Here is a 17,596-nt window from a genome sequence, read left to right on the forward strand (position 1 = left end):
CATACATACAGTATTTCTCTAAAATTCGTCGTCTCCAAGAACAGCATCGAGGCGACACCAATGACCACCGCCAGTCCGCCTGCGCCCAGCGCGCAGGTTCTTTTTTTCTCCCGGCTGCACAGGTTGCAGCCAACCCGCACCCGCACAGGCCGCATTTCGACCTGGCCATTCAAGGTGGCCCGCGACAGGAGTCATGACGAAGGGCGCGAAGGCAAAGACGACATCCGCGCCCAGGCAGCGCGCGTCATCCGTACGACGGCCGAGAGCTGGTGGCCGCCGAAATCCTGAAACCACCTGAAGGAGCACGCCATGACCGAGCACAACCAACTTCTCGTCGGACTCTTCCCCACCACGCAGGTACAGGCCGAAATCGAAGCGCATCGCAAGGACTGGTTGTGGCCAAAAGGCTGCTCCTTGCCGCCCTCAGAGCGCCTGCACCTGACGCTGCAGTACCTCGACGACCAGCAAGGCGACGCCGAACAGCGCCTGCGCTTGGCGTTGGCCGAAGTGCCGGTGCGACCGCTGCAACTCACGCTCGACAGTTCGCGCACCTGGGCCAACGATGTCTCTGTGATGCAGTTGTCGGAGCATGAGGGCTTGCGAAACCTCCAGCACGACATCAGCCACGCATTGCTGCGAGCCGGCTTCCCCCTTCTCGTCCGTGAGCAGGGTTGGAAGCCGCACATCACCATCGCGCGAAATTCCAGGCGCGCTGCAAGCCCCAGATCCCTGAAACCCATCGGCTGGTCGGCAACCGAATTCCACCTGGTCCGCTCGCACTTCACGTTCCCGTTTCGCCACGAACTGCTGGGTTCCTACCCGTTGCACTGAAGCGGGCCACTCATCCGGCGCTACAGTCCCCGGATGCTGACGCCCCCCGACCTACCGCGCGAAGCCGTCGCGCAATGCCTCGCCGATGCCTACGGCCTGCGCGACATCCGCATCGAATTCCTGCCCCTCGGCGCGGACGTGAACTCCGCCGCCTTCCGCATCGACGCGAGCGACGGCACCGTGTACTTCCTCAAACTGCGCCGTGGCGATTTCGACAAGCCGGTCGTCACGGTCCCCGCTTTCCTCCATCACGAGAAAGGCATCGAGGCCGTGATGGCGCCGCTGCCCACGACGAACCGGCAGCTGAGCGTGCAAGCCCATGGCTTCGACTGGGCGCTCTATCCCTTCTTCAACGGCAGCAACGGTTTCGAGCGCGCCTTGACGGATCGGCAATGGGCCGCACTTGGAGCGACGTTGAGCGCGATACACAAGGCGGAGCTGCCCGAAGTGCTGTCGGCCAGCATCCCCAAGGAACGCTACGACCACCGCTGGCGCGAAGGCGTCCGCCGCTACCAGCGACGCTTCATCAACGGCGTGAAGGGCGATGGCATCGTCGAACGCTTTCTCGCGTTCTGGGAAGAGCACGCCGAAGAGATCGACACCATCGTCTACCGCAGCGAGCAACTGGCTTCCATCCTGCTCGAGCGCCCGCCGCAGCTGGTGCTGTGCCACTCCGACCTGCACGCGGGCAACGTGCTCGTCGGCGACGCTGACCGCCTCTCGATCATCGACTGGGACACGCTCATCCTCGCCCCTAAGGAACGCGACCTGATGTTCATCGGCGGCGGAGTCGGTCACGTGTGGAACCAACCGCGGGAAGAAGCGCTGTTCTACGAGGGCTACGGTCCGGGGGATCTCGATCTGGTCGCCCTCGCCTACTACCGCTACGAGCGCATCGTGAAAGACCTGCTCGAGTACTGCGACCAGATGTTCGATGCCGCGGCCAGCACGGAAGACCGCGAAGAAGGCCTGCGGCAGATGAAGAGCCAGTTCCTGCCCGACGACGTCGTTGCCATCGCGCATCGGAGCTACGACGACATCACCTGACCGGAACAGCGCCAGGACGAGGTCTCAGATCAGCATGTCCTGCGCATCGTCCTCGAAGCCCTCGACCGGCCGGGCCTTGGCCAACGCGAGCCACACCGCGAACGGAATGCGATCGAAGGCGCGATGCACGGCCGCGCGAGCCACGACGAGGCGCTCGCCCTCCAGCACCATCACGCCGCACTCGGCCGGGATCTCCTCGGCCTTGGCGATGCAACGCCCCTTCGCGTCGTTGCCCAGCACGTACCAGCACTCGCCGCCCAGATCGAGATACGCCGCGCGCTTGTCGGGCTTGCGCAGATCGCCCAGCAGGTCGGCCCGGCTCACCTTCACCTCGTGCACGATGGGGTGTGCGTAGGCCTCCACACTGGTATTGCGGATCGAGAACACATCGGGCCGCGCCACGCACCAGCGCGGCTTGCCGCCTTCTTCCAGCGGCGGCAGGCGGGCGCGCAGGCCCAGGCCGCGCCATGCGATGCGACCGCCGCGCGTCATCTCGCGCGCCACGCGCTCCACCAGGGCTTCATGCGGCGACAGCGCAGCGCGGTTGACGGTGAGCGTGGTGGCGATGCGCGCGATGCCGCTGTCGGTCACGCGCAGCGTCTCGTGGCCGTGCACCGTGCGCATCCGCTCCAGATAGCCGCCGGCGAGCAGCTCGACTTCGATGGTGTCGCAGCACGGCCAGCCGGCCGAGCGGTAGATCTCGCGCAGGCGCCGCGCGTGCAGCTTGCCGAAGGGCACGGCCGTCTGCATCGGCGACGGAGGTTCCACCACCGGCGGTGGAAAGCCGGGGTCGGTCACGGGCGGCACTGTCGGAGGTGGATCGCCCTCGGGCAACGGCACGGGCGGCTGCGATGGCGGAGGCATGGGCACCGGCACGTCGGGCGCAGGTGGCGGCGGGCCGATGGGCATGGCGACGACGGGATCGAGAACGGCTGGTGCGGGCATGGCGGAAACAGGTTAGCGAAAAGCGGTGGAAGGCGCGAGGCATGGAACGATCGGTTGCATCCGGAGCTTCCCTTCCCGCCTCAGTGAAAGTCCCGGCTCGTATTGCTCTGCGCGAGCCGGCCCATGAGCGGCGTCAGGTCCCTGAAGCCGGTGGCGATCAGGTGCTGTACCTTGCCACCGCTGTCGTCGTCGCGTTGCCATGTGCCCTGCACCGCGAGCAGGTGCGACTTGAGCAGCGGCTCACGCCAGGCCTCGATGACATGGTTCCAGACGATCACGTTGACGTTGCCGGTCTCGTCCTCCAGCGTGACGAAGATGGTGCCGTTGGCCGTCTGGGGTCGCTGTCGTCCCTTGACGATGCCGCAGGCGCGCGCCGTCTGACCGCTGGGCAGCGCACGCAGTTCTTCCGCGCTCATGAGCTTCATGCGCGCCAGGCGCGGGCGCAGCAGCGCGAGCGGATGGCGCCGTAGCGTGAGCCTGAGCGCCGCGTAGTCGCCGACGATCTCCTCGCCCTCGGACGCGGCCGGCAACAGCAGCGCCTGCTCGTTGATCGGCACGCCGCGCAGCAGGGCCGGCGCCCGACGTTGCGCGGTCGCGTCCCACACCTGCTGGCGCCGATGACCCGAGAGCGACATCAGTGCATCGGCCGCGGCCAGCGCGGCCATGTCCTTGCCGTCGAGTTCGGCGCGCAGGGCGAGGTCTTCGGTGCTCGTGAAGGGCGCCTGCGCGCGTGCCTCGAGCAGACGCCCGGCGCCGCCCTTGCTGAGGCTGGAAATGCGGTTCAGGCCCAGCCGCACCGCGGGCTGGTTCTCGTTGCCCAGGCGGTCGACGTAGCGTGGGTCGATGCCCGAAGAACGCGGTGCATCAAGATCACGGGCTTCGAGCGTGGTGTCGATCCCGCTGCGCGTGACGTCGACGGGGCGCACTTCGACGCCATGCCGGCGTGCGTCCTGCACCAGCTGCGAGGGGCTGTAGAAGCCCATCGGCTGCGAATCGAGCAGCGCGGCGAGGAAGCAGGCCGGCTCGTAGTTCTTGAGCCAGCTGCTCACCGTCACCAGCAGCGCGAAGCTGGCGGCGTGGCTTTCGGGGAAGCCGTAGTCGCCAAAGCCCATGACCTGCTTGAAGATGGCTTCGGCGAATGCCCTGGGGTATTCGTTATCGACCATGCCATTGACCAGCTTGTCGTGGAACTTATCGAGCCCCCCCTTGCGTTTCCATGCCGCCATGGCGCGACGCAGCTGATCGGCCTCGTCAGCGGAGAACTTGGCCGCGATCATCGCGATCTGCATCACCTGCTCCTGGAAGATCGGAATGCCCAGCGTGCGCTCCAGCGCGGGGCGCAGTTCGTCTTTCTCGTAGCGGATTTCCAGCCCTTTGCTCTTGCGCTCCCGTTGCTTGAGATACGGATGCACCATGCCCCCCTGTATCGGCCCCGGCCGCACGATGGCGACCTCGATCACCAGGTCTTCATAGGTGCGCGGCTTCAGGCGCGGAAGCATCGACATCTGCGCCCTGCTCTCGATCTGGAACACGCCGATGGTGTCGGCGTCGCAGATCATGTCGAACACCTTCTGGTCGTCGCTCGGTATCTGGTGCATCTCCAGCGTCGAGTTGCGCCAGCGGTTCATGTGCTCCAGCCCGCGCCGAATGGCGCTGAGCATGCCGAGCGCCAGCACATCGACCTTGAGCATGCCCATCGCCTCGAGGTCGTCCTTCTCCCACTGGATGACGGAGCGGTTCTCCATCGACGCCTTCTCGACCGGTACCAGCCGCGTGAGCTTCGTGTGCGTAAGCACGAAGCCGCCCACGTGCTGGCTCAGGTGGCGCGGGAAGCCCTTGAGCCGCTGCGTCATCTCGATCCAGTGCATCAGCTTGAGTTCGTCCTCCTCCACACCGACACGCGCGGCGGCCTGTCGCAACTGCTCGCCGAGCACGGTGTCGTCGAACCAGTAGTGGTCTTTCGCGAACTCGTCGATCAGCCGCTCGTCGATGCCGATGGCCTTGCCCACGTCGCGCAATGCGCTGCGCGCGCGATAGCAGATGACGACGGCGGCGATGGCGGCGCGCTCGCGACCGTATTTTTCGTAGATGTACTGGATGACCTCTTCACGGCGCTGGTGCTCGAAGTCGACGTCGATGTCGGGCGGCTCGCGGCGATGGCGGCTCAGGAAGCGCTCGAACAGCAGATGCCCCTTCTCCGGATTGATCGCCGTGATGCCCAGGCAATAGCAAACCGCGGAATTGGCCGAAGAGCCCCGCCCCTGGCAGAGGATGGCTTGCGAGCGGGCGAAGCGCACGATGTCCTCCACCGTGAGGAAGAACATCTCGTACTCGAGCTCAAGGATGAGGTCGAGCTCTTTCTGGAGCTGCGCCCGCACCACTTCGGGAACACCCTGCGGATACCGTCCTCGGGCCCCCTCCCACGTCTTGCGCACCAGCGTCTGCGCCGGTGTCTCATGGCTGCCGACGCTTTCCAGCGGGTACTTGTAGTTCTCCCGGATCACATTCGGATCGAACCTGCACCGCTGCGCCACCACCAGCGTGTTCGCCAGCATCTGCGGCAGATAAAGCTCGGCCAGCCGCACCCGCTGCCTCAGATGCCGCTCGGCATTCGATTGCAATGCAAAACCGCACTCCGCCACCGTCTTCCCCTCGCGCACGGCCGTCAGCACGTCGTGCAGCGGCTTCTGCGACCGCATGTGCATGCGCACGTCGCCGGCAGCCACCAGCGGCACGCCGATGTCCTCCCCCGCCTGCATCAGCGTGACGAGCCAGAGGTCGTCGTCGAGCTCGTTGAACAGCTCCACGGCCAGCCAGAGGTTCTCGCCGTACAGCGCCTTGGCGGCCATCAGGTCTTCGTGCAGCGTGGCCGTGTCCATCGCGCCGCCGGGGTTGCGGTCCGGCGCGAAAAGAACCTGGCAGTGCTGCAGCGAGGCCACGTCGCTGCCATCCCAGCTCACGCGGTACTCGCCCTTGGGCAATTCGGTGTTGCGCGCGACGGTAATGAACTCGCAAAGATTGCCCCAGCCTTCGGTGTCGTTCGCGATCACCACGAGCTTGAAGCGCTCGAACTGGAACTCGCTGCCGAACAGCAGGCGGAAATCCGGATTGCGTGGGATCGGCGGCTTTTCAGGGTGCTTGCGTTCGTACTCGTCCAGCTTCGCGGGCAGATCGCGCAGCGCGACATGGGCACGCACGATGCCCGCGACCGAGCATTCGTCGGTGATCGCCAGGGCCACATACCTCAGGTGGTACGCGCGCTCCACCATGTCCTCGGGCATCGATGCGCCGCGCTGGAAGCTGAAGTTCGTGAGGCTGTGCAGCTCGGCATATTCCGGCAGGCCCGGCACCGGCCTTGACCGCTGCGGGAGCACATGCACATTGGCGGGCATGCGGGCCCGGCTCTGCTTGCCGCTCAGGTCAGGCATAGAACCCCTGCAGGTACCAGCGCACCTCGCCGGAAGAAAAGCGCGCGGCTGGCCGCTCGCGAAAGATCCACACCAGCCCGGCCTCGGGGCTTTCCGCGACGTAGTAGTCGCGCATCGCGGGCTGGCCGCCGTCTTCCTTGTCGCCCCACCAGCCCGTTTCGACACGCTGCGGGCCAACCAATCTGCTCAACGGGCCGCAATAGCACGGGCGCTCGCCGTCCATCTCCAGCAGCAACGGTTCCGGCAGCAGCCACGGCGGGTAGACGGCATCGGGCTGCGAGGCTGCGGCCGCGGCGGCCTTCGCTTCCTTTCGGGCCTTGTCGTCCAGCCTGGCCTGCTTCTGCAGCGCGGGCCGCCATGCCTGCTTGCGCTCGGGCCGGTGGTCGGCCTGCGCCACAGGCACCACCACCTGCTGTGGCCCGAGCCGCACGCTGAGCCGCTCGACCATCTCGTGCAGCCTGTCGCCTTTGCGGTTGTCCTCCGGCAGGAAGCTGGTGCTGGCGCCGGCCCACGGATCGGTTTCGAGCGTGCGCAGGCTGAGCCAGCTCGCGGGCGCGGCCAGCGTGGCGAGGGCCAGTTTTTCGGACAGCAGGCGGCGCAGGTGCGCCATGTCCTGCGTGGGCTCGGCCGTGCGCACGATGAGCTGCTCGTGCGGCGGCAGGTTCACGCCGTTGAGTCGCCTGAGGTCGAGCGTCCATTGCAGCTCGAGCGCGCGCGCGCCGCGCTGGCGGGCGCGCAGCCAGAACTGCAGTGCCGTCAGCAGCCGGTTGGCCGACCACATGAGTTCGGGCGCGGTCTCGGCCAGCGCGGGAAGTTCCAGCTTCTGCTCGAACACGTCGGGCAACGTTAGCCAGGCATGGCTTTCGGGACGCAGGCCCCAGGCGATGTCGAGCGCCTCGCGCAGGCCGGCACCGAAGCGCCGCGTGAGCCCGCCGCGCGGCAGCGCCGCCACCTCGCCCCAGGTGCGGCATCCGAGGCGCTCCAGCAGGTCGAGATGCTCGTGCGCGGCACTCAGCGTGTAGAGCGGCAGGCCGGCCGGCACGTCCTTCGGCCGCTTCTCGTCGCGCGCGAACAGGCGCAGCCGCGCCAGCGCGATCAGGCTCGTGGCGCCCTGCGCACCCAGCATGCGCGCATCGGGCGCGGGGTTGTCGGCCACCAGCAGGCGCATCAGCTGCATCCGCCCACCCCACAGGCGCTCGCAGGCGGAGACTTCGAGCATCAGCGCCTCGTCCTGCCAGGCGACGTGGGGCGTGTATTGCAGTGCCCACCAGCCCAGGGCTTCGGGCGTGGGCAGCGTCGTCGGGGCACCAGGTGTGTCGGGCGTATCTGCTTCAGGCAACCACTGCAAGGCGATCCAGTGCATCCGGGCCTCCTTTCCATGCGTCGATGCGCACCACCGTGGCCGACGCTGCCGATACCCCGCCGACAGGCACCGTGCCTTGCGCCTGCAGGCGCAGCTTGCGCCGCAGCCGGGCGGCGGCCAGCAATGCGGTCATGCGCTCGTTGCGCGCCGACAGCATCACCGGCGCGGCCAGCGGCGGGCCGCGCCGCTTGAGGATGTGCAGCTCGATCTGCGACGCATCGGCTTCGCTGCGATCGGCACGAATGCGCAGCCGCGCCGGCGAGGCCGACTGCGCGACCGATTCGCCGCGGCACACGAACAGCAGCACTTCGTGCTGCGCGGCCGCCAGCTGCAGCCGCCGCAGCTCGCCCACCCGCGCCTGCGGCAGCCAGGCCACGACGGCGGCGATGTCCGCGCAGCGCAGCGCCTGCTCGCAAGCCCACAGCCGCGCGGCCGGGGCCTCGCTGCGCACCCACATCAGAGCTTCCACCGGCAGCCCCTGCGCGGCGAGCGATGGCCCGCAGGGTTCGTAGGGCGCGCCGATCAGCACCACCGGGCCGCCCCGTGCCTGCACCGCCTGCGCCAGCGCGGGCAGCAGCAGCCGCCAGACATGGGCCTCGGGCGCGGGCAGCAGCAGTTCCGTCATCGCGCCGACCGGCCAGCCGCCGCCCGGCAACTCGGCGTCGAGCGCGGCGTGGCCGGTGGCAACGACCTGCGCGTCGGCCAGGCCGAGTTCGTCGGCATGCCAGACGCCACGGCCAGCGGCAGCGGAAAAGGAGTCGAGGAAAGGAAGGCCCATGGTGAAGACTGTTAACTGTGTTTTTATACAGTATTCCACAGGCCGCGGCAAGAAAGCGGCTTTCAGGGGCGACGGGCGCCACCTGCGCCGGCCTGCACGCCTCCGATCCTGTTCAGCGCCCTGGCGGCTGCACCGCGTGCGCCACCGCACGCAGCCCCTGCGAGAAAGCCTGCGCCGCGGGCGTGAGCGAGGCACGGTCGCGCATGAGCAGCGAAACGTGCACATTGGGCAGCCTGTCCGCCAGCCGCAGAGCAACCAGCCCCTTGCGCGCCGTCGAGCGCGCGAACAGCGACGCCGAAGCGAGCGTCAGCGCATCGGCCTTGCGCACGAGCGTGGCGCCCAGTTGCCACGAATGGCAGATCACGACATCGCGCGGTGCCGGCATGCCAAGGGCCGCGAAGTTTCGTTTAAGCAGTTCGGCGCCATACGGCGGCACCACCCACATCGCCTCCTGCAGCCGCGCCATCGATCGCACCCGTGCCAGCGGATGGCCCGCGCGGGCAATGGCCGTGAGCGGAAAGTTCAGCAGCACCTCGCGGTGAAGGCCGTCGTCCGCCGCCGGCTCCAGTTCGCCGAGGATCGCGAAATCGAAGTCGCCGCGGTCCCACAGCCCCTTCACGTCGGCGCCGCTGAGCTCCTGCAGTTCAAGCGCCACGCCGGGCCACTGGCGGCGAAAGTCCAGCAACGCGCTCGGCAGCAATTGCTCCATAGCGAACGAACTGAATGCCACGCGCAACAGGCCGCCCGCGCGGTCGCGCAACTGGGCAATTTCTTCTTCGGCGCGGCGCACCTCATTCGACAGCAGCCGCGCACGCCGCAGCAACGCCTGCCCGATCTCGGTCGGCACCACGCCCTTGGCGCTGCGCACCAGCAGTTGCGCGCCCACGCTCTGCTCCAATTCGCGAATGGCGTAGGTCATGGCGGGCTGCGTCAGCGCGGAGCCGCGTGCCGCGGCGCGAATGCTGCCGGCCTCGGCGACCGCTTCGAAGATCTTGAGGTGCTTCAGGTTCATGAAGGGTATGGCGGATGTGCGATCAGCAATTTTGATCGCTCTGCAGTTTTCAGGATCTTTTCCTTCACCCCTGCTTTCGCTATGGTCCGCAGCGGTTCTTTCACATTCCTTGCACGAGCCTCCCATGAACATCCGCTCCCGCCTCGCCCTGCTGATGCTGTCCGGCAGCTTCCTGAACGGTGCCGCCTTCGCCCAAACCGCGCCGGACAGCGGCAACGCGCTCGCTACGCGCGCGCTGGCCCTGGCCGATGCCTCCGAAGCGCAGGTGATCGAATGGCGCCGCCATATTCACCAGCACCCCGAACTCTCCTACCAGGAGGTGCGGACAGCCGCCTACATCGCGGCCGCGCTTGCGAAGATGCCGGGCATCGAAGTGCAGCCCGGCGTGGCCAAGACCGGTATCAAGGCCGTGCTGCGCGGCGGCAAGCCGGGCCCGGTGGTCGCCCTGCGCGCCGATATGGACGCGCTTCCCGTTCTCGAGCGCAACGACCTGCCTTTCAAGTCGACCGACAAGGCGCCCTGGCTGAACAGCGAAGTGCCCGTGTCGCACGCCTGCGGCCACGACACCCATGTCGCGATGCTGCTGGGCGCGGCGCAGGCGTTCTCGAAAATGCGCGCGGAACTGCCGGGCACCGTGGTGTTCCTGTTCCAGCCGGCCGAGGAGCAAGGCCCGGGACCGGTGCTCAGCGGTGCGCCTGAAATGGTCAAGGCCGGCGTGCTCGACAACCCGAAAGTCGACATCGTGATGGGCCAGCACATCAATGCGCGCGGCCCCTCGGGCACCATCAGCTACCGGCGGGGCGGCTTCATGGCCAGCGGCGACGCCTTCAGGATTTCGCTCAAGGGCAAGGGCGGGCATGGCTCGTCGCCCTGGACAGCCAAGGAACCCACCATCGCGGCCGCGGAGATCGTGCTGGCGCTGCAGAACATCGTGAGCCACCAGATCGACCCGCTCGACGGCCCCACCGTCGTGACCGTGGGGCTGCTGCAAAGCGGCAACCGGGTGAACATCCTGCCCGACACGGCGGAGATTGCCGGCACCGTGCGCTCGCTGTCGCAGAAGAACCAGAAGATCGCGCACGACAACATCCGGCTGAAGGCGCAGAAGATCGCCGAAAGCCACGGCCTGACCGCCGAGGTGACCATCGACACCGGCTACGAGGTGCTGGTGAGCGATCCTGCGGCCACGCAGGTGGTGGCACAGGCGCTGGAAACCGCAGCCGGTGCGGGCAAAGCGCGCGAGTCGCAGCCCAGCATGGGCTCGGAAGACTTCGGCTCGTTCGGCAAGAACATCCCGGTGGTGTTCTGGCATCTGAACGCCTCGCCCTTCGGCGACAAGCACGGCGCGCCCAACCACTCGTCGGAATTCGTCATCGACGAATCGGCGATGCGGGTGGGCGTGCGCGCACTGGTGGGCAGCACGCTGGCGTACATGAACCGGCCCAGCGGCACCTGAACCAGCCGGCGACCGGGCGGCCATCTGCACCCGGTGCGCCGCGGCCTCGATTGGCGAATCCGGTGGTGCGGTGTATGGTGGCTGCTCCGCGCCATGACATCCACCGGCCTGCCCTCTGCGCCTGTTCCGCGTCTCTCCCGCGCCCGATTCCTGCGGCTCCTCGCGGCGCTGCCTGTGGGCGCCGCGGTTCCATCCTTCGCGCAGCAGCAGCAACCGCCGCTCAAGCCCACGCCGACGAAGACGATGAACACCCGCCCCATCCCCTCCACCCAGGAAGCCTTGCCCATGATCGGCTGCGGCACCTGGATCGGCTTCGACCAGCGCCCCGGCAGCGAGGAGTACAAGCGCCTTCCCGGCGTGCTCGACGCCCTGTTCGCGGCCGGCGGCACGGTGATCGACAGTTCGCCGATGTACGGCCGCTCCGAGGAAACCACCGGCGAGCTGCTGGCCGCGTCGAAACAGCAGCAAGGCAAGGCCTTCCTCGCCACCAAGGTCTGGACCTCGGGCCGCGAGGCCGGCATCGCGCAGATGGAACAGTCGTTCGCGCGGCTGCGCACGCAGCGCATGGACCTGATGCAGGTGCACAACCTCGTCGACTGGCGCACCCACCTCGCCACGTTGCGCGGCTGGAAGGAACAGGGCCGCGTGCGCTACGTCGGCATCACGCACTACACCGCCTCGGCCTACGGCGAAGTCGAGGCCGTGCTGAAGGCCGAGAAGCTCGACTTCCTGCAGATCAACTACTCGCTGGACGCGCGCGAGGCCGAGCAGCGCCTGCTGCCGCTGGCCGCCGAGCGCGGCGTGGCGGTGATCGTCAACATGCCTTTCGGCGGCGGCGGGCTGCTGCGCCGGCTGCGCGACAAGCCGCTGCCCGCCTGGGCCGGCGAGATCGGCTGCGCGAGCTGGGCGCAGGTGCTGCTGAAGTTCGTGCTGAGCCATCCGGCCGTGACCTGCACGATCCCGGGCACCAGCCGCCGCGAGCACATGGCGGACAACGCGGCGGCCGGCTCGGGCAGCTTTCCCGACGCGGCCTTCTGGCGCCGTGAGGCCGACGCTATTCGAACTTGACGTTGTGCTCGCGCACGGTGGCGCCGAAGGCGTCGTACTGCGTGCGGAAGAACTCGGCGAACTTCGCGGGGCTCATGCCGTAGCCCTCGAAGCCCTGCTGCACCAGCTGCGCATGCACCTCGGGGCGCTTCAGCGTGTTCTGCAGTTCCTGCGAAAGCCGGTCGGTGATCGCCTGCGGCAGCCCCGGCGGCCCGAAGAAGCCGGCCCACGGCGTGATGGTGAGCTTGCCCAGCCCCAGTTCGCCGCCCGTGGGCACGTCGGGCAACAGGCCGCTGCGCTGCGGCAGCAGCGTCACCAGCGCGCGGATGCGCCCTTCCTTCACGAAGCCCGGCGCCAGCGTGCCGGTGGTGAACATCATCTGGATCTGCCCGCCCAGCAGGTCGGTCATGGCCTGCATGTCGCCCTTGTAGCGCGCGTTGACCACCTTGCGGTCGCCCAGCAGCTGCAGCATCGCGAGCTCCGAGGCGCTGTTGCTCGATGCCGAGTTGAGCGCCCCGGGCTTCGACGCCACCAGCGCCAGCAGCTCGTTCACGCTCTTCGCCGGCAGGCTGGTCGGCACCACCAGGAACATCGAGAACTGCCCGGCCGAGCTGATCGGCGTGAAGGCCTTGAAAGGGTCGTAGGGCGGTGTCGGCCGCAGCGTGGGCGCGGCCACCATCGCGGTGTTGGTGCCCATCAGCAGCGTGTAGCCGTCGGGCCTGGCCGACGAAGTGGCTTGCGCGGCGAGCACGCCGTCGGCGCCGGGGCGGTTCTCCACGATCACCTGCTGGCCGAGCTGCTTGGCCAGCCCCTCCGCGATGATGCGCGTGAGCACGTCGGCGCCGCCGCCCGCGGCGAAGCCGACGATCAGCTTCAGCGGCTTGTTCGGATACGCGTCGGCGCTCCATGCCGCCGTGCCGGGCAGCGTCGTCGCGGCCAGGGCCGCCAGGGTCAGGGTTCTGCGTCGCATGACGAGCCTCCGCTTCAGAAGAGATGCCGGACGCCGAATTCCCACCCCGATGAGCGCTGCCCGGCCGCCGGTGCCACGCCGCCGCTGACCACGTAGCGCGCCTGCCCGCTGTTCATCAGCCGCGCGTAGGTGCCGTAGAGCGCGGTGCGCTTCGACAGGTTGTGCACGTAGCCGATGCCGAACTGCCGCGCGTCGTCGCGGTTGCGCGGCATGCCGTTGGCGTTGCGCAGGCTCTCGTCGCTGCGGTCGTCGAGGTAGGCGTAGCTGATGCGGATGCGCCCGACCTCGAAGGCCGGGATGTGCGCGCCGATCTCCGTCGTGTTCTTGCGCACCGTGCCGGTCGCGAGCTTCACCGTCACCGCGTTGTACAGCGCGAAGAATTTCGCGAAGCCCGCGTCCCACGAGCCGCCGATGTTGGCGTGCGTGTAGTTGCCGATGGTGGCGGTCGACTTGAAATGCGAGCGCGTCACGGCCGCCGCGATGTCGAACGCGCCCGAGGCGAAGCCGAAGCGCGCACCGCCGAAATTGCCGTCGTCGCGGTTCGCTGCGGTGGAGTCGTTCTCGCCGGTGCCGATCATCGCCATGCCGTAGAAGCCGCCGAGGTTGGGCGGCAGCCAGTAGCTCACGGTGTTGCTGCCGGTGATGGCCGTGGGCAACGGCCCGGTGCCCGCGCCCGCGAAGGTGAGGTTGCCCGCGCGCGCCACGCCGTTGGCGTTGAAGGGGTCGAAGTAGATGCTGTTGTAGTGCGTGGGAATGAAGTCGTGGCCCAGCCGCACCTCGCCGAGCGTGTCGGACGAGAGGCTCACGAAGGACATGCGGTCGAAGGTGATCGGCCCCGCCGTGCCCGCGCCGCTCGTCTGGTTGTTGGAATTGCTCGGCCGGCCGGTGCCGGTGTCGGGGTTCAGGCTGCCTTCGAGCCAGAAGCCCGCGCGCAGGCCGCCGCCCAGGTCTTCCGTGCCGCGAAAGCCGAGCCGGCTGGTCGAGAGCCCGCCGTTCGACAGCGCTTTCACGGAGCCACCACCGACGCCGTTGGTGTACTGGATGCCGAGGTCCATCACGCCGAAAACGGTGACGCTGGATTGCGCATGCGCCACGCCGGTGCCGGCCAGTCCCAGCGCCGACCACATCAAAAGTCTCTTCATGGTTTCTTGTCTCCTGCTTCTTCTCTTGGGTTGAAAAACTCGGAACGACCGCGCAGGGCTGCGCCACCGGGTGCGAACGGGAGTCCGCACCGGTTGGCGAAAGCCGGGGTGAAAAAGGGCCTAGCCCGGGGACTCGGGGCGTTCGGTGCGCACGAGCACCGCGCCCTTGGAAAGCGGGCTCACGTTGCGCCGGTACTGCTGCAGCCAGCCGGTGTCGAAGGCCGGCGGCGGTGCCTGCCAGTCGGCGCGACGGGCCTGGAGCTCGGCATCGGCCAGGTCGATGTCGAGGCGGCGCGCGTCGAGGTCGATGGTGATCGTGTCGCCGTCGCGCACCAGCCCGAGCGGGCCGCCGAGCGCTGCTTCGGGCGACACCTCGGCCACCACGAGGCCCTTGCAGACGAGGCCCGAGAGGTGCCCATCGGTCAGCAGCGCGACCTGGTCGCCCAGCCCCGCACCGTCGACCGCGAAGACCACGCGCGATGCGCCCCCGCCCATGGCCGGGCCGCCGCAGGCACCGGCGCCGCGCATCACGATCACCTGGCCGGGCACGATCTCGCCCTTCTTCAGCGCGGCAATCGCTGCGTCCGAAGTCCAGAAGCACACGGCCGGTCCGGTGAAGCGGCGCACCTTGCGCTCGGCGATGCCGGTCTTGATGAGGCCCGACTCGGGCGCGAGGTTGCCACGCAGCAGCACGATGGCCGGCAGCGGCGCGACGGGGCGGTCGACGGGGCGGATCACTTCGGCGTCTGCCACTTCGGCGTTGCGCAGGTTGTCAGCGACAGTGCCGCCGGTGACGGTGAGCACGCCGGTGTCGAGCAGCGGCTCGAGCTGTTTCATCAGCGCACGGCAGCCGCCCGCAGCCTCGAAGGCTTCGATGGAATGCCCGCCGATGGGCCGCACGCCGGCCAGCACGGGCGTCGTCGGGCCGAGGCTTTCGAAGAGCCCGTAGACATCGACGCCGCACTCGCCCTCGGTCGCCACCGCCTGCAGGTGCTTGGCCGTGTTGAGCGAGCCGCCGATGGACAGCACCGCCCGCACAGCGTTGACGAATGCGCCGCGCCTGAGGATGTCGCGCGGCTTCAGGTCGTCGAGCACCATCTGCACGATGCGTGAGCCGGCCGCGCGAACGTCGGCCATCATCTTCGGGCTCAGCGCCGCCACCGGCGCGCTGCCAGGCAGGGCCAGGCCCAGCGCCTCGCAGACGATGTGCATCGAATTCGCGGTACCCAGGCCCGAGCAGACGCCGGGGCCGCGGATGGCCTCGCGGCTCATGCCCACGAGTTCCTCCACCGGAAGATTCCCGGTGACCGCATGCATCGCACCGATGAACACCTCCTCGATGTCCATGTGGTGGCCCTTGTACTCGCCGCTGGGCTGGTAGCCGCAGGGCACCAGCAGCGTCGGGATGTTGAGCCGCGCGGCCGCCATGAGCTGACCCGGCACCGTCTTGTCGCACGAGGTGAGGCAGACCATGCCGTCGAGCTGCGCGCCTTCGACCGCCACCTCGATGTCGTTGGTCACGAGGTCGCGCGCGCCGAGCATGTAGGCGCCGCGCGCGCCCGCGCCGGTGATGAAGTCGCTGGGCGCGGCGGTGCGGATCTCGAAGGGCACGCCGCCCGCGGCGCGAATGGCGGCCTTGACTTCCACAGCCACGCGGTCGAGGTGGCTGAAGCAGGCAGCCAGCTCCGAGGAACTGTTGACGACGGCGATCTTGGGCTTCTCGCAGTCCTCCTCCGGAATGCCGAGCGCGCGCCAGTGCGCGTTGCGCACCGACCAGAGGTAGGAGCCGCGCGGGAAGTTGCTGCGCAGGGGGCGGGTCATGGGCCGTCTCCGGATTTGTTTTTCTTGGTGATCTCGACCACGCCGCGATCGGCGTCCACCCGCACCCAGTCGCCGGTTTCGATGCATTCGAGCGGGTCGCGTTCGAAGTCGGTCATCGCGGGTGAATGCGTGACCACGGCGCCCAGCGCCATCTTGGTCGTCATCTCGTTGAACAGGAACGCGGCCGGCGCCGAGTTCATGAGGCGCGTCATGTGGAACATCGCCGACCAGCCCGAGGAGCCCTTGGCCCCCGGAAACACCAGCACCTTGCCCGCGAAGCTCCGGCCGCGCAGTTCATGTCGTGTCTCGATGACGGTGCCGGTGCGCGGATCGATGCCGCCCCAGCCCGAGATGCGGTCGCGCGTGACCAGCGCCTCGCCCTCGGCCACGCCGCCCACCACCTTGCGGCCGCGGATCACGATGGTTTGCTCGGTGATGACTGCGTCGCTCATGCGTAGCCTCCGTTCCAGCGGCCCGTGCAGGCAGCGTCGATGCATTCGGCGGTGCTGCCGAACCAGGCCTGCACGCCGAGGATGGCGGGCAGGTAGTGGGCCTGCTTGGCCGAATCGAGCGCCACAGTCTTCGTACCCTTGGGCATGGCGCGGCTCATGGCAGAACAGCTGTCGCCCATGATGATGCCGCCCGCGTCCTCGATGATCTTCGTGTAGCCGTTGCGGTCGGCCAGCGACTTGATGGCGCGCGGAGTGAAGATCCACAGCTCGCAACTCGGATGCACCTTGCGCCCTTCGATGAGCTGCGCGGCCTCCCAGATCTGCTCGATGGTGTAGTGCGGGCAGCCCAGCATCACGTACTGCACCTCGGCGTCCTTGCCCGTGGTGTTGATCTTCTCGTAGGTGGCGCGGCGCTCTGCCTCGCCGTAGCGCAGCACCTCCACGGGCGCCTTTCCGCCGAGCGCCTGTTCGAGCGTCAGCGCCTCGGGCGTGACGCCGGCGATGTGATACATCTCCACGCCGCCCGAAGACGACGCCGCGGCGCCGAAGTGCTTGAGCCTCGGCAGGTTCGGCACCCGCGAGATGCCTCGCCGGCTGTGCACCACCGGCACGCGCTCCTGCACGTGCTCGCCGATGTAATAGCCGAGCAGGCCCCAGTCCTGCACCGACTCGACCTCGATTTCGAGCTCGACCACGTGCGTGGCGCGGCGGTTCTGGTCGAGGTGGTAGCCCCAATACGGAATGCGGCCGGTGAGCATGGCGGCGCCGGTGCTCTCGCGGCCTTCGGTGTTGGTGCGCGCGCCCAGCACCGAATTGCAATACACCACCGCCGACGATTCCATCCACGCGCAGTGCTCGCCGCGCGTCGGGATGTTGCCGACCTGGTAGGGCGTGCAGGTGTTCATGATCTGCGCGCCGAGGCCGGCGGCGTGGCGCTCGCTCTTCTCGTAGAAGCGCACGATCTCCTCGCTCACGCCCATGCGTTCGGGCTGGCCAGGGTCGAAGCCCAGCTGCAGGTGGCTGGTGAAGACCTTGAACTTGGGGATCTCGACGGTCTCCTGGCTGTCGAGGCTGAATTCGGAGAACACCGCGTCCATGCCGCCGCCCTTGGCGAGCGCGAAGTCGCGCTGGAAGGGCGTGGTCGAGGTGATGGTGGCGCAGACGTTGCGCGTCTCGACCAACCGCTCTGCCCCCAAGGCTTCGCCGTAGCGCATCAGCAGGTCCATCGCCTTCTGCACGGCGGGACCGTCGCGGCCGTCGTACATGGCTTTTTCTTCATCGCTCAGGTGCATGACCTGTGTCTC

15 protein-coding genes are annotated in these 17,596 nt (G+C 68.2%); 5 read left to right on the plus strand and 10 right to left on the minus strand.

Features of this window, described 5'->3' with window-relative positions:
- The 3 genes from EJO71_RS28145 to EJO71_RS28155 form a co-directional block, all read left to right on the plus strand.
- On the plus strand, window positions 1-288 hold a 288-nt coding region (locus EJO71_RS28145; RefSeq protein ID WP_240651543.1), incomplete at its 5' end, for a hypothetical protein.
- Between the two features lie 21 nt (window positions 289-309).
- Complete coding sequence (locus EJO71_RS28150; protein WP_125951955.1) at window positions 310-831, plus strand: 2'-5' RNA ligase family protein; 522 nt, start codon at window positions 310-312, stop codon at window positions 829-831.
- Between the two features lie 33 nt (window positions 832-864).
- Entirely contained in the window at window positions 865-1,878 is a 1,014-nt protein-coding gene (locus EJO71_RS28155; protein ID WP_125951956.1) for an aminoglycoside phosphotransferase family protein, read from the plus strand.
- Window positions 1,879-1,902: 24 nt separating this feature from the next.
- On the opposite strand, the gene EJO71_RS28160 is transcribed toward EJO71_RS28155, so the two are convergent.
- The 5 genes from EJO71_RS28160 to EJO71_RS28180 form a co-directional block, all read right to left on the minus strand.
- Window positions 1,903-2,823: a hypothetical protein gene (locus tag EJO71_RS28160; RefSeq protein ID WP_125951957.1), complete on the minus strand. Its 921-nt coding sequence runs from the start codon at window positions 2,821-2,823 to the stop codon at window positions 1,903-1,905.
- Between the two features lie 80 nt (window positions 2,824-2,903).
- Window positions 2,904-6,251: an error-prone DNA polymerase gene (locus EJO71_RS28165; protein WP_125951958.1), complete on the minus strand. Its 3,348-nt coding sequence runs from the start codon at window positions 6,249-6,251 to the stop codon at window positions 2,904-2,906.
- Window positions 6,244-7,614, minus strand: a complete 1,371-nt coding sequence (locus tag EJO71_RS28170) for a DNA polymerase Y family protein (protein WP_125951959.1) — start codon at window positions 7,612-7,614, stop codon at window positions 6,244-6,246. The genes EJO71_RS28165 and EJO71_RS28170 overlap by 8 nt, the downstream gene beginning before the upstream one ends.
- A complete protein-coding gene (gene imuA / locus EJO71_RS28175; RefSeq protein ID WP_125951960.1) occupies window positions 7,583-8,392 on the minus strand; it encodes a translesion DNA synthesis-associated protein ImuA in 810 nt (269 codons plus the stop codon). Before imuA ends, EJO71_RS28170 begins: the two co-directional genes overlap by 32 nt.
- Before the next feature lie 112 nt (window positions 8,393-8,504).
- A complete protein-coding gene (locus EJO71_RS28180) occupies window positions 8,505-9,404 on the minus strand; it encodes a LysR substrate-binding domain-containing protein (RefSeq protein WP_164546921.1) in 900 nt (299 codons plus the stop codon).
- 124 nt (window positions 9,405-9,528) lie between these two features.
- Between EJO71_RS28180 and EJO71_RS28185 the strand changes: the two genes are divergently transcribed.
- Together EJO71_RS28185 and EJO71_RS28190 are read left to right on the plus strand one after the other, a co-directional pair.
- Complete coding sequence (locus EJO71_RS28185; RefSeq protein WP_240651544.1) at window positions 9,529-10,860, plus strand: amidohydrolase; 1,332 nt, start codon at window positions 9,529-9,531, stop codon at window positions 10,858-10,860.
- Window positions 10,861-11,103: 243 nt separating this feature from the next.
- On the plus strand, window positions 11,104-11,928 hold the full coding sequence (locus EJO71_RS28190) for an aldo/keto reductase (protein WP_240651549.1): 825 nt from the start codon (window positions 11,104-11,106) through the stop codon (window positions 11,926-11,928).
- On the opposite strand, the gene EJO71_RS28195 is transcribed toward EJO71_RS28190, so the two are convergent.
- The 5 genes from EJO71_RS28195 to EJO71_RS28215 all read right to left on the minus strand — a co-directional run bounded on the left by EJO71_RS28195 (window position 11,915) and on the right by EJO71_RS28215 (window position 17,584).
- Window positions 11,915-12,877, minus strand: a complete 963-nt coding sequence (locus tag EJO71_RS28195; protein WP_125951963.1) for a tripartite tricarboxylate transporter substrate binding protein — start codon at window positions 12,875-12,877, stop codon at window positions 11,915-11,917. The genes EJO71_RS28190 and EJO71_RS28195 overlap by 14 nt on opposite strands.
- Before the next feature lie 14 nt (window positions 12,878-12,891).
- Entirely contained in the window at window positions 12,892-14,019 is a 1,128-nt protein-coding gene (locus EJO71_RS28200) for a porin (RefSeq protein WP_125951964.1), read from the minus strand.
- 120 nt (window positions 14,020-14,139) lie between these two features.
- The gene (gene ilvD, locus EJO71_RS28205; RefSeq protein ID WP_125951965.1) at window positions 14,140-15,840 is read right to left on the minus strand and encodes a dihydroxy-acid dehydratase; all 1,701 of its coding nucleotides are present in this window, start codon (window positions 15,838-15,840) and stop codon (window positions 14,140-14,142) included.
- Window positions 15,837-16,292: a DUF126 domain-containing protein gene (locus EJO71_RS28210; RefSeq protein ID WP_125951966.1), complete on the minus strand. Its 456-nt coding sequence runs from the start codon at window positions 16,290-16,292 to the stop codon at window positions 15,837-15,839. The genes ilvD and EJO71_RS28210 overlap by 4 nt, the downstream gene beginning before the upstream one ends.
- Window positions 16,289-17,584, minus strand: a complete 1,296-nt coding sequence (locus EJO71_RS28215; protein ID WP_125951967.1) for an aconitase X catalytic domain-containing protein — start codon at window positions 17,582-17,584, stop codon at window positions 16,289-16,291. The genes EJO71_RS28210 and EJO71_RS28215 overlap by 4 nt, the downstream gene beginning before the upstream one ends.
- Window positions 17,585-17,596: the final 12 nt, after the last annotated feature.

Origin of the sequence: Variovorax sp. 679 (assembly GCF_003952185.1) — a bacterium.
In the GTDB taxonomy this organism is placed as follows: domain Bacteria; phylum Pseudomonadota; class Gammaproteobacteria; order Burkholderiales; family Burkholderiaceae_C; genus Variovorax.

Bases quoted from the DNA above. Each gene is read 5' to 3' on its own strand.
- EJO71_RS28160 (WP_125951957.1), bottom strand. From the start codon at position 2,823: ATGCCCGCACCAGCCGTTCTCGATCCCGTCGTCGCCATGCCCATCGGC.
- EJO71_RS28180 (WP_164546921.1), bottom strand. From the start codon at position 9,404: ATGAACCTGAAGCACCTCAAGATCTTCGAAGCGGTCGCCGAGGCCGGC.
- EJO71_RS28170 (WP_125951959.1), bottom strand. From the start codon at position 7,614: ATGCACTGGATCGCCTTGCAGTGGTTGCCTGAAGCAGATACGCCCGAC.
- EJO71_RS28200 (WP_125951964.1), bottom strand. From the start codon at position 14,019: ATGAAGAGACTTTTGATGTGGTCGGCGCTGGGACTGGCCGGCACCGGC.
- EJO71_RS28195 (WP_125951963.1), bottom strand. From the start codon at position 12,877: ATGCGACGCAGAACCCTGACCCTGGCGGCCCTGGCCGCGACGACGCTG.
- EJO71_RS28155 (WP_125951956.1), top strand. From the start codon at position 865: ATGCTGACGCCCCCCGACCTACCGCGCGAAGCCGTCGCGCAATGCCTC.
- EJO71_RS28215 (WP_125951967.1), bottom strand. From the start codon at position 17,584: ATGCACCTGAGCGATGAAGAAAAAGCCATGTACGACGGCCGCGACGGT.
- ilvD (WP_125951965.1), bottom strand. From the start codon at position 15,840: ATGACCCGCCCCCTGCGCAGCAACTTCCCGCGCGGCTCCTACCTCTGG.
- EJO71_RS28185 (WP_240651544.1), top strand. From the start codon at position 9,529: ATGAACATCCGCTCCCGCCTCGCCCTGCTGATGCTGTCCGGCAGCTTC.
- EJO71_RS28210 (WP_125951966.1), bottom strand. From the start codon at position 16,292: ATGAGCGACGCAGTCATCACCGAGCAAACCATCGTGATCCGCGGCCGC.
- imuA (WP_125951960.1), bottom strand. From the start codon at position 8,392: ATGGGCCTTCCTTTCCTCGACTCCTTTTCCGCTGCCGCTGGCCGTGGC.
- EJO71_RS28190 (WP_240651549.1), top strand. From the start codon at position 11,104: ATGAACACCCGCCCCATCCCCTCCACCCAGGAAGCCTTGCCCATGATC.
- EJO71_RS28165 (WP_125951958.1), bottom strand. From the start codon at position 6,251: ATGCCTGACCTGAGCGGCAAGCAGAGCCGGGCCCGCATGCCCGCCAAT.
- EJO71_RS28150 (WP_125951955.1), top strand. From the start codon at position 310: ATGACCGAGCACAACCAACTTCTCGTCGGACTCTTCCCCACCACGCAG.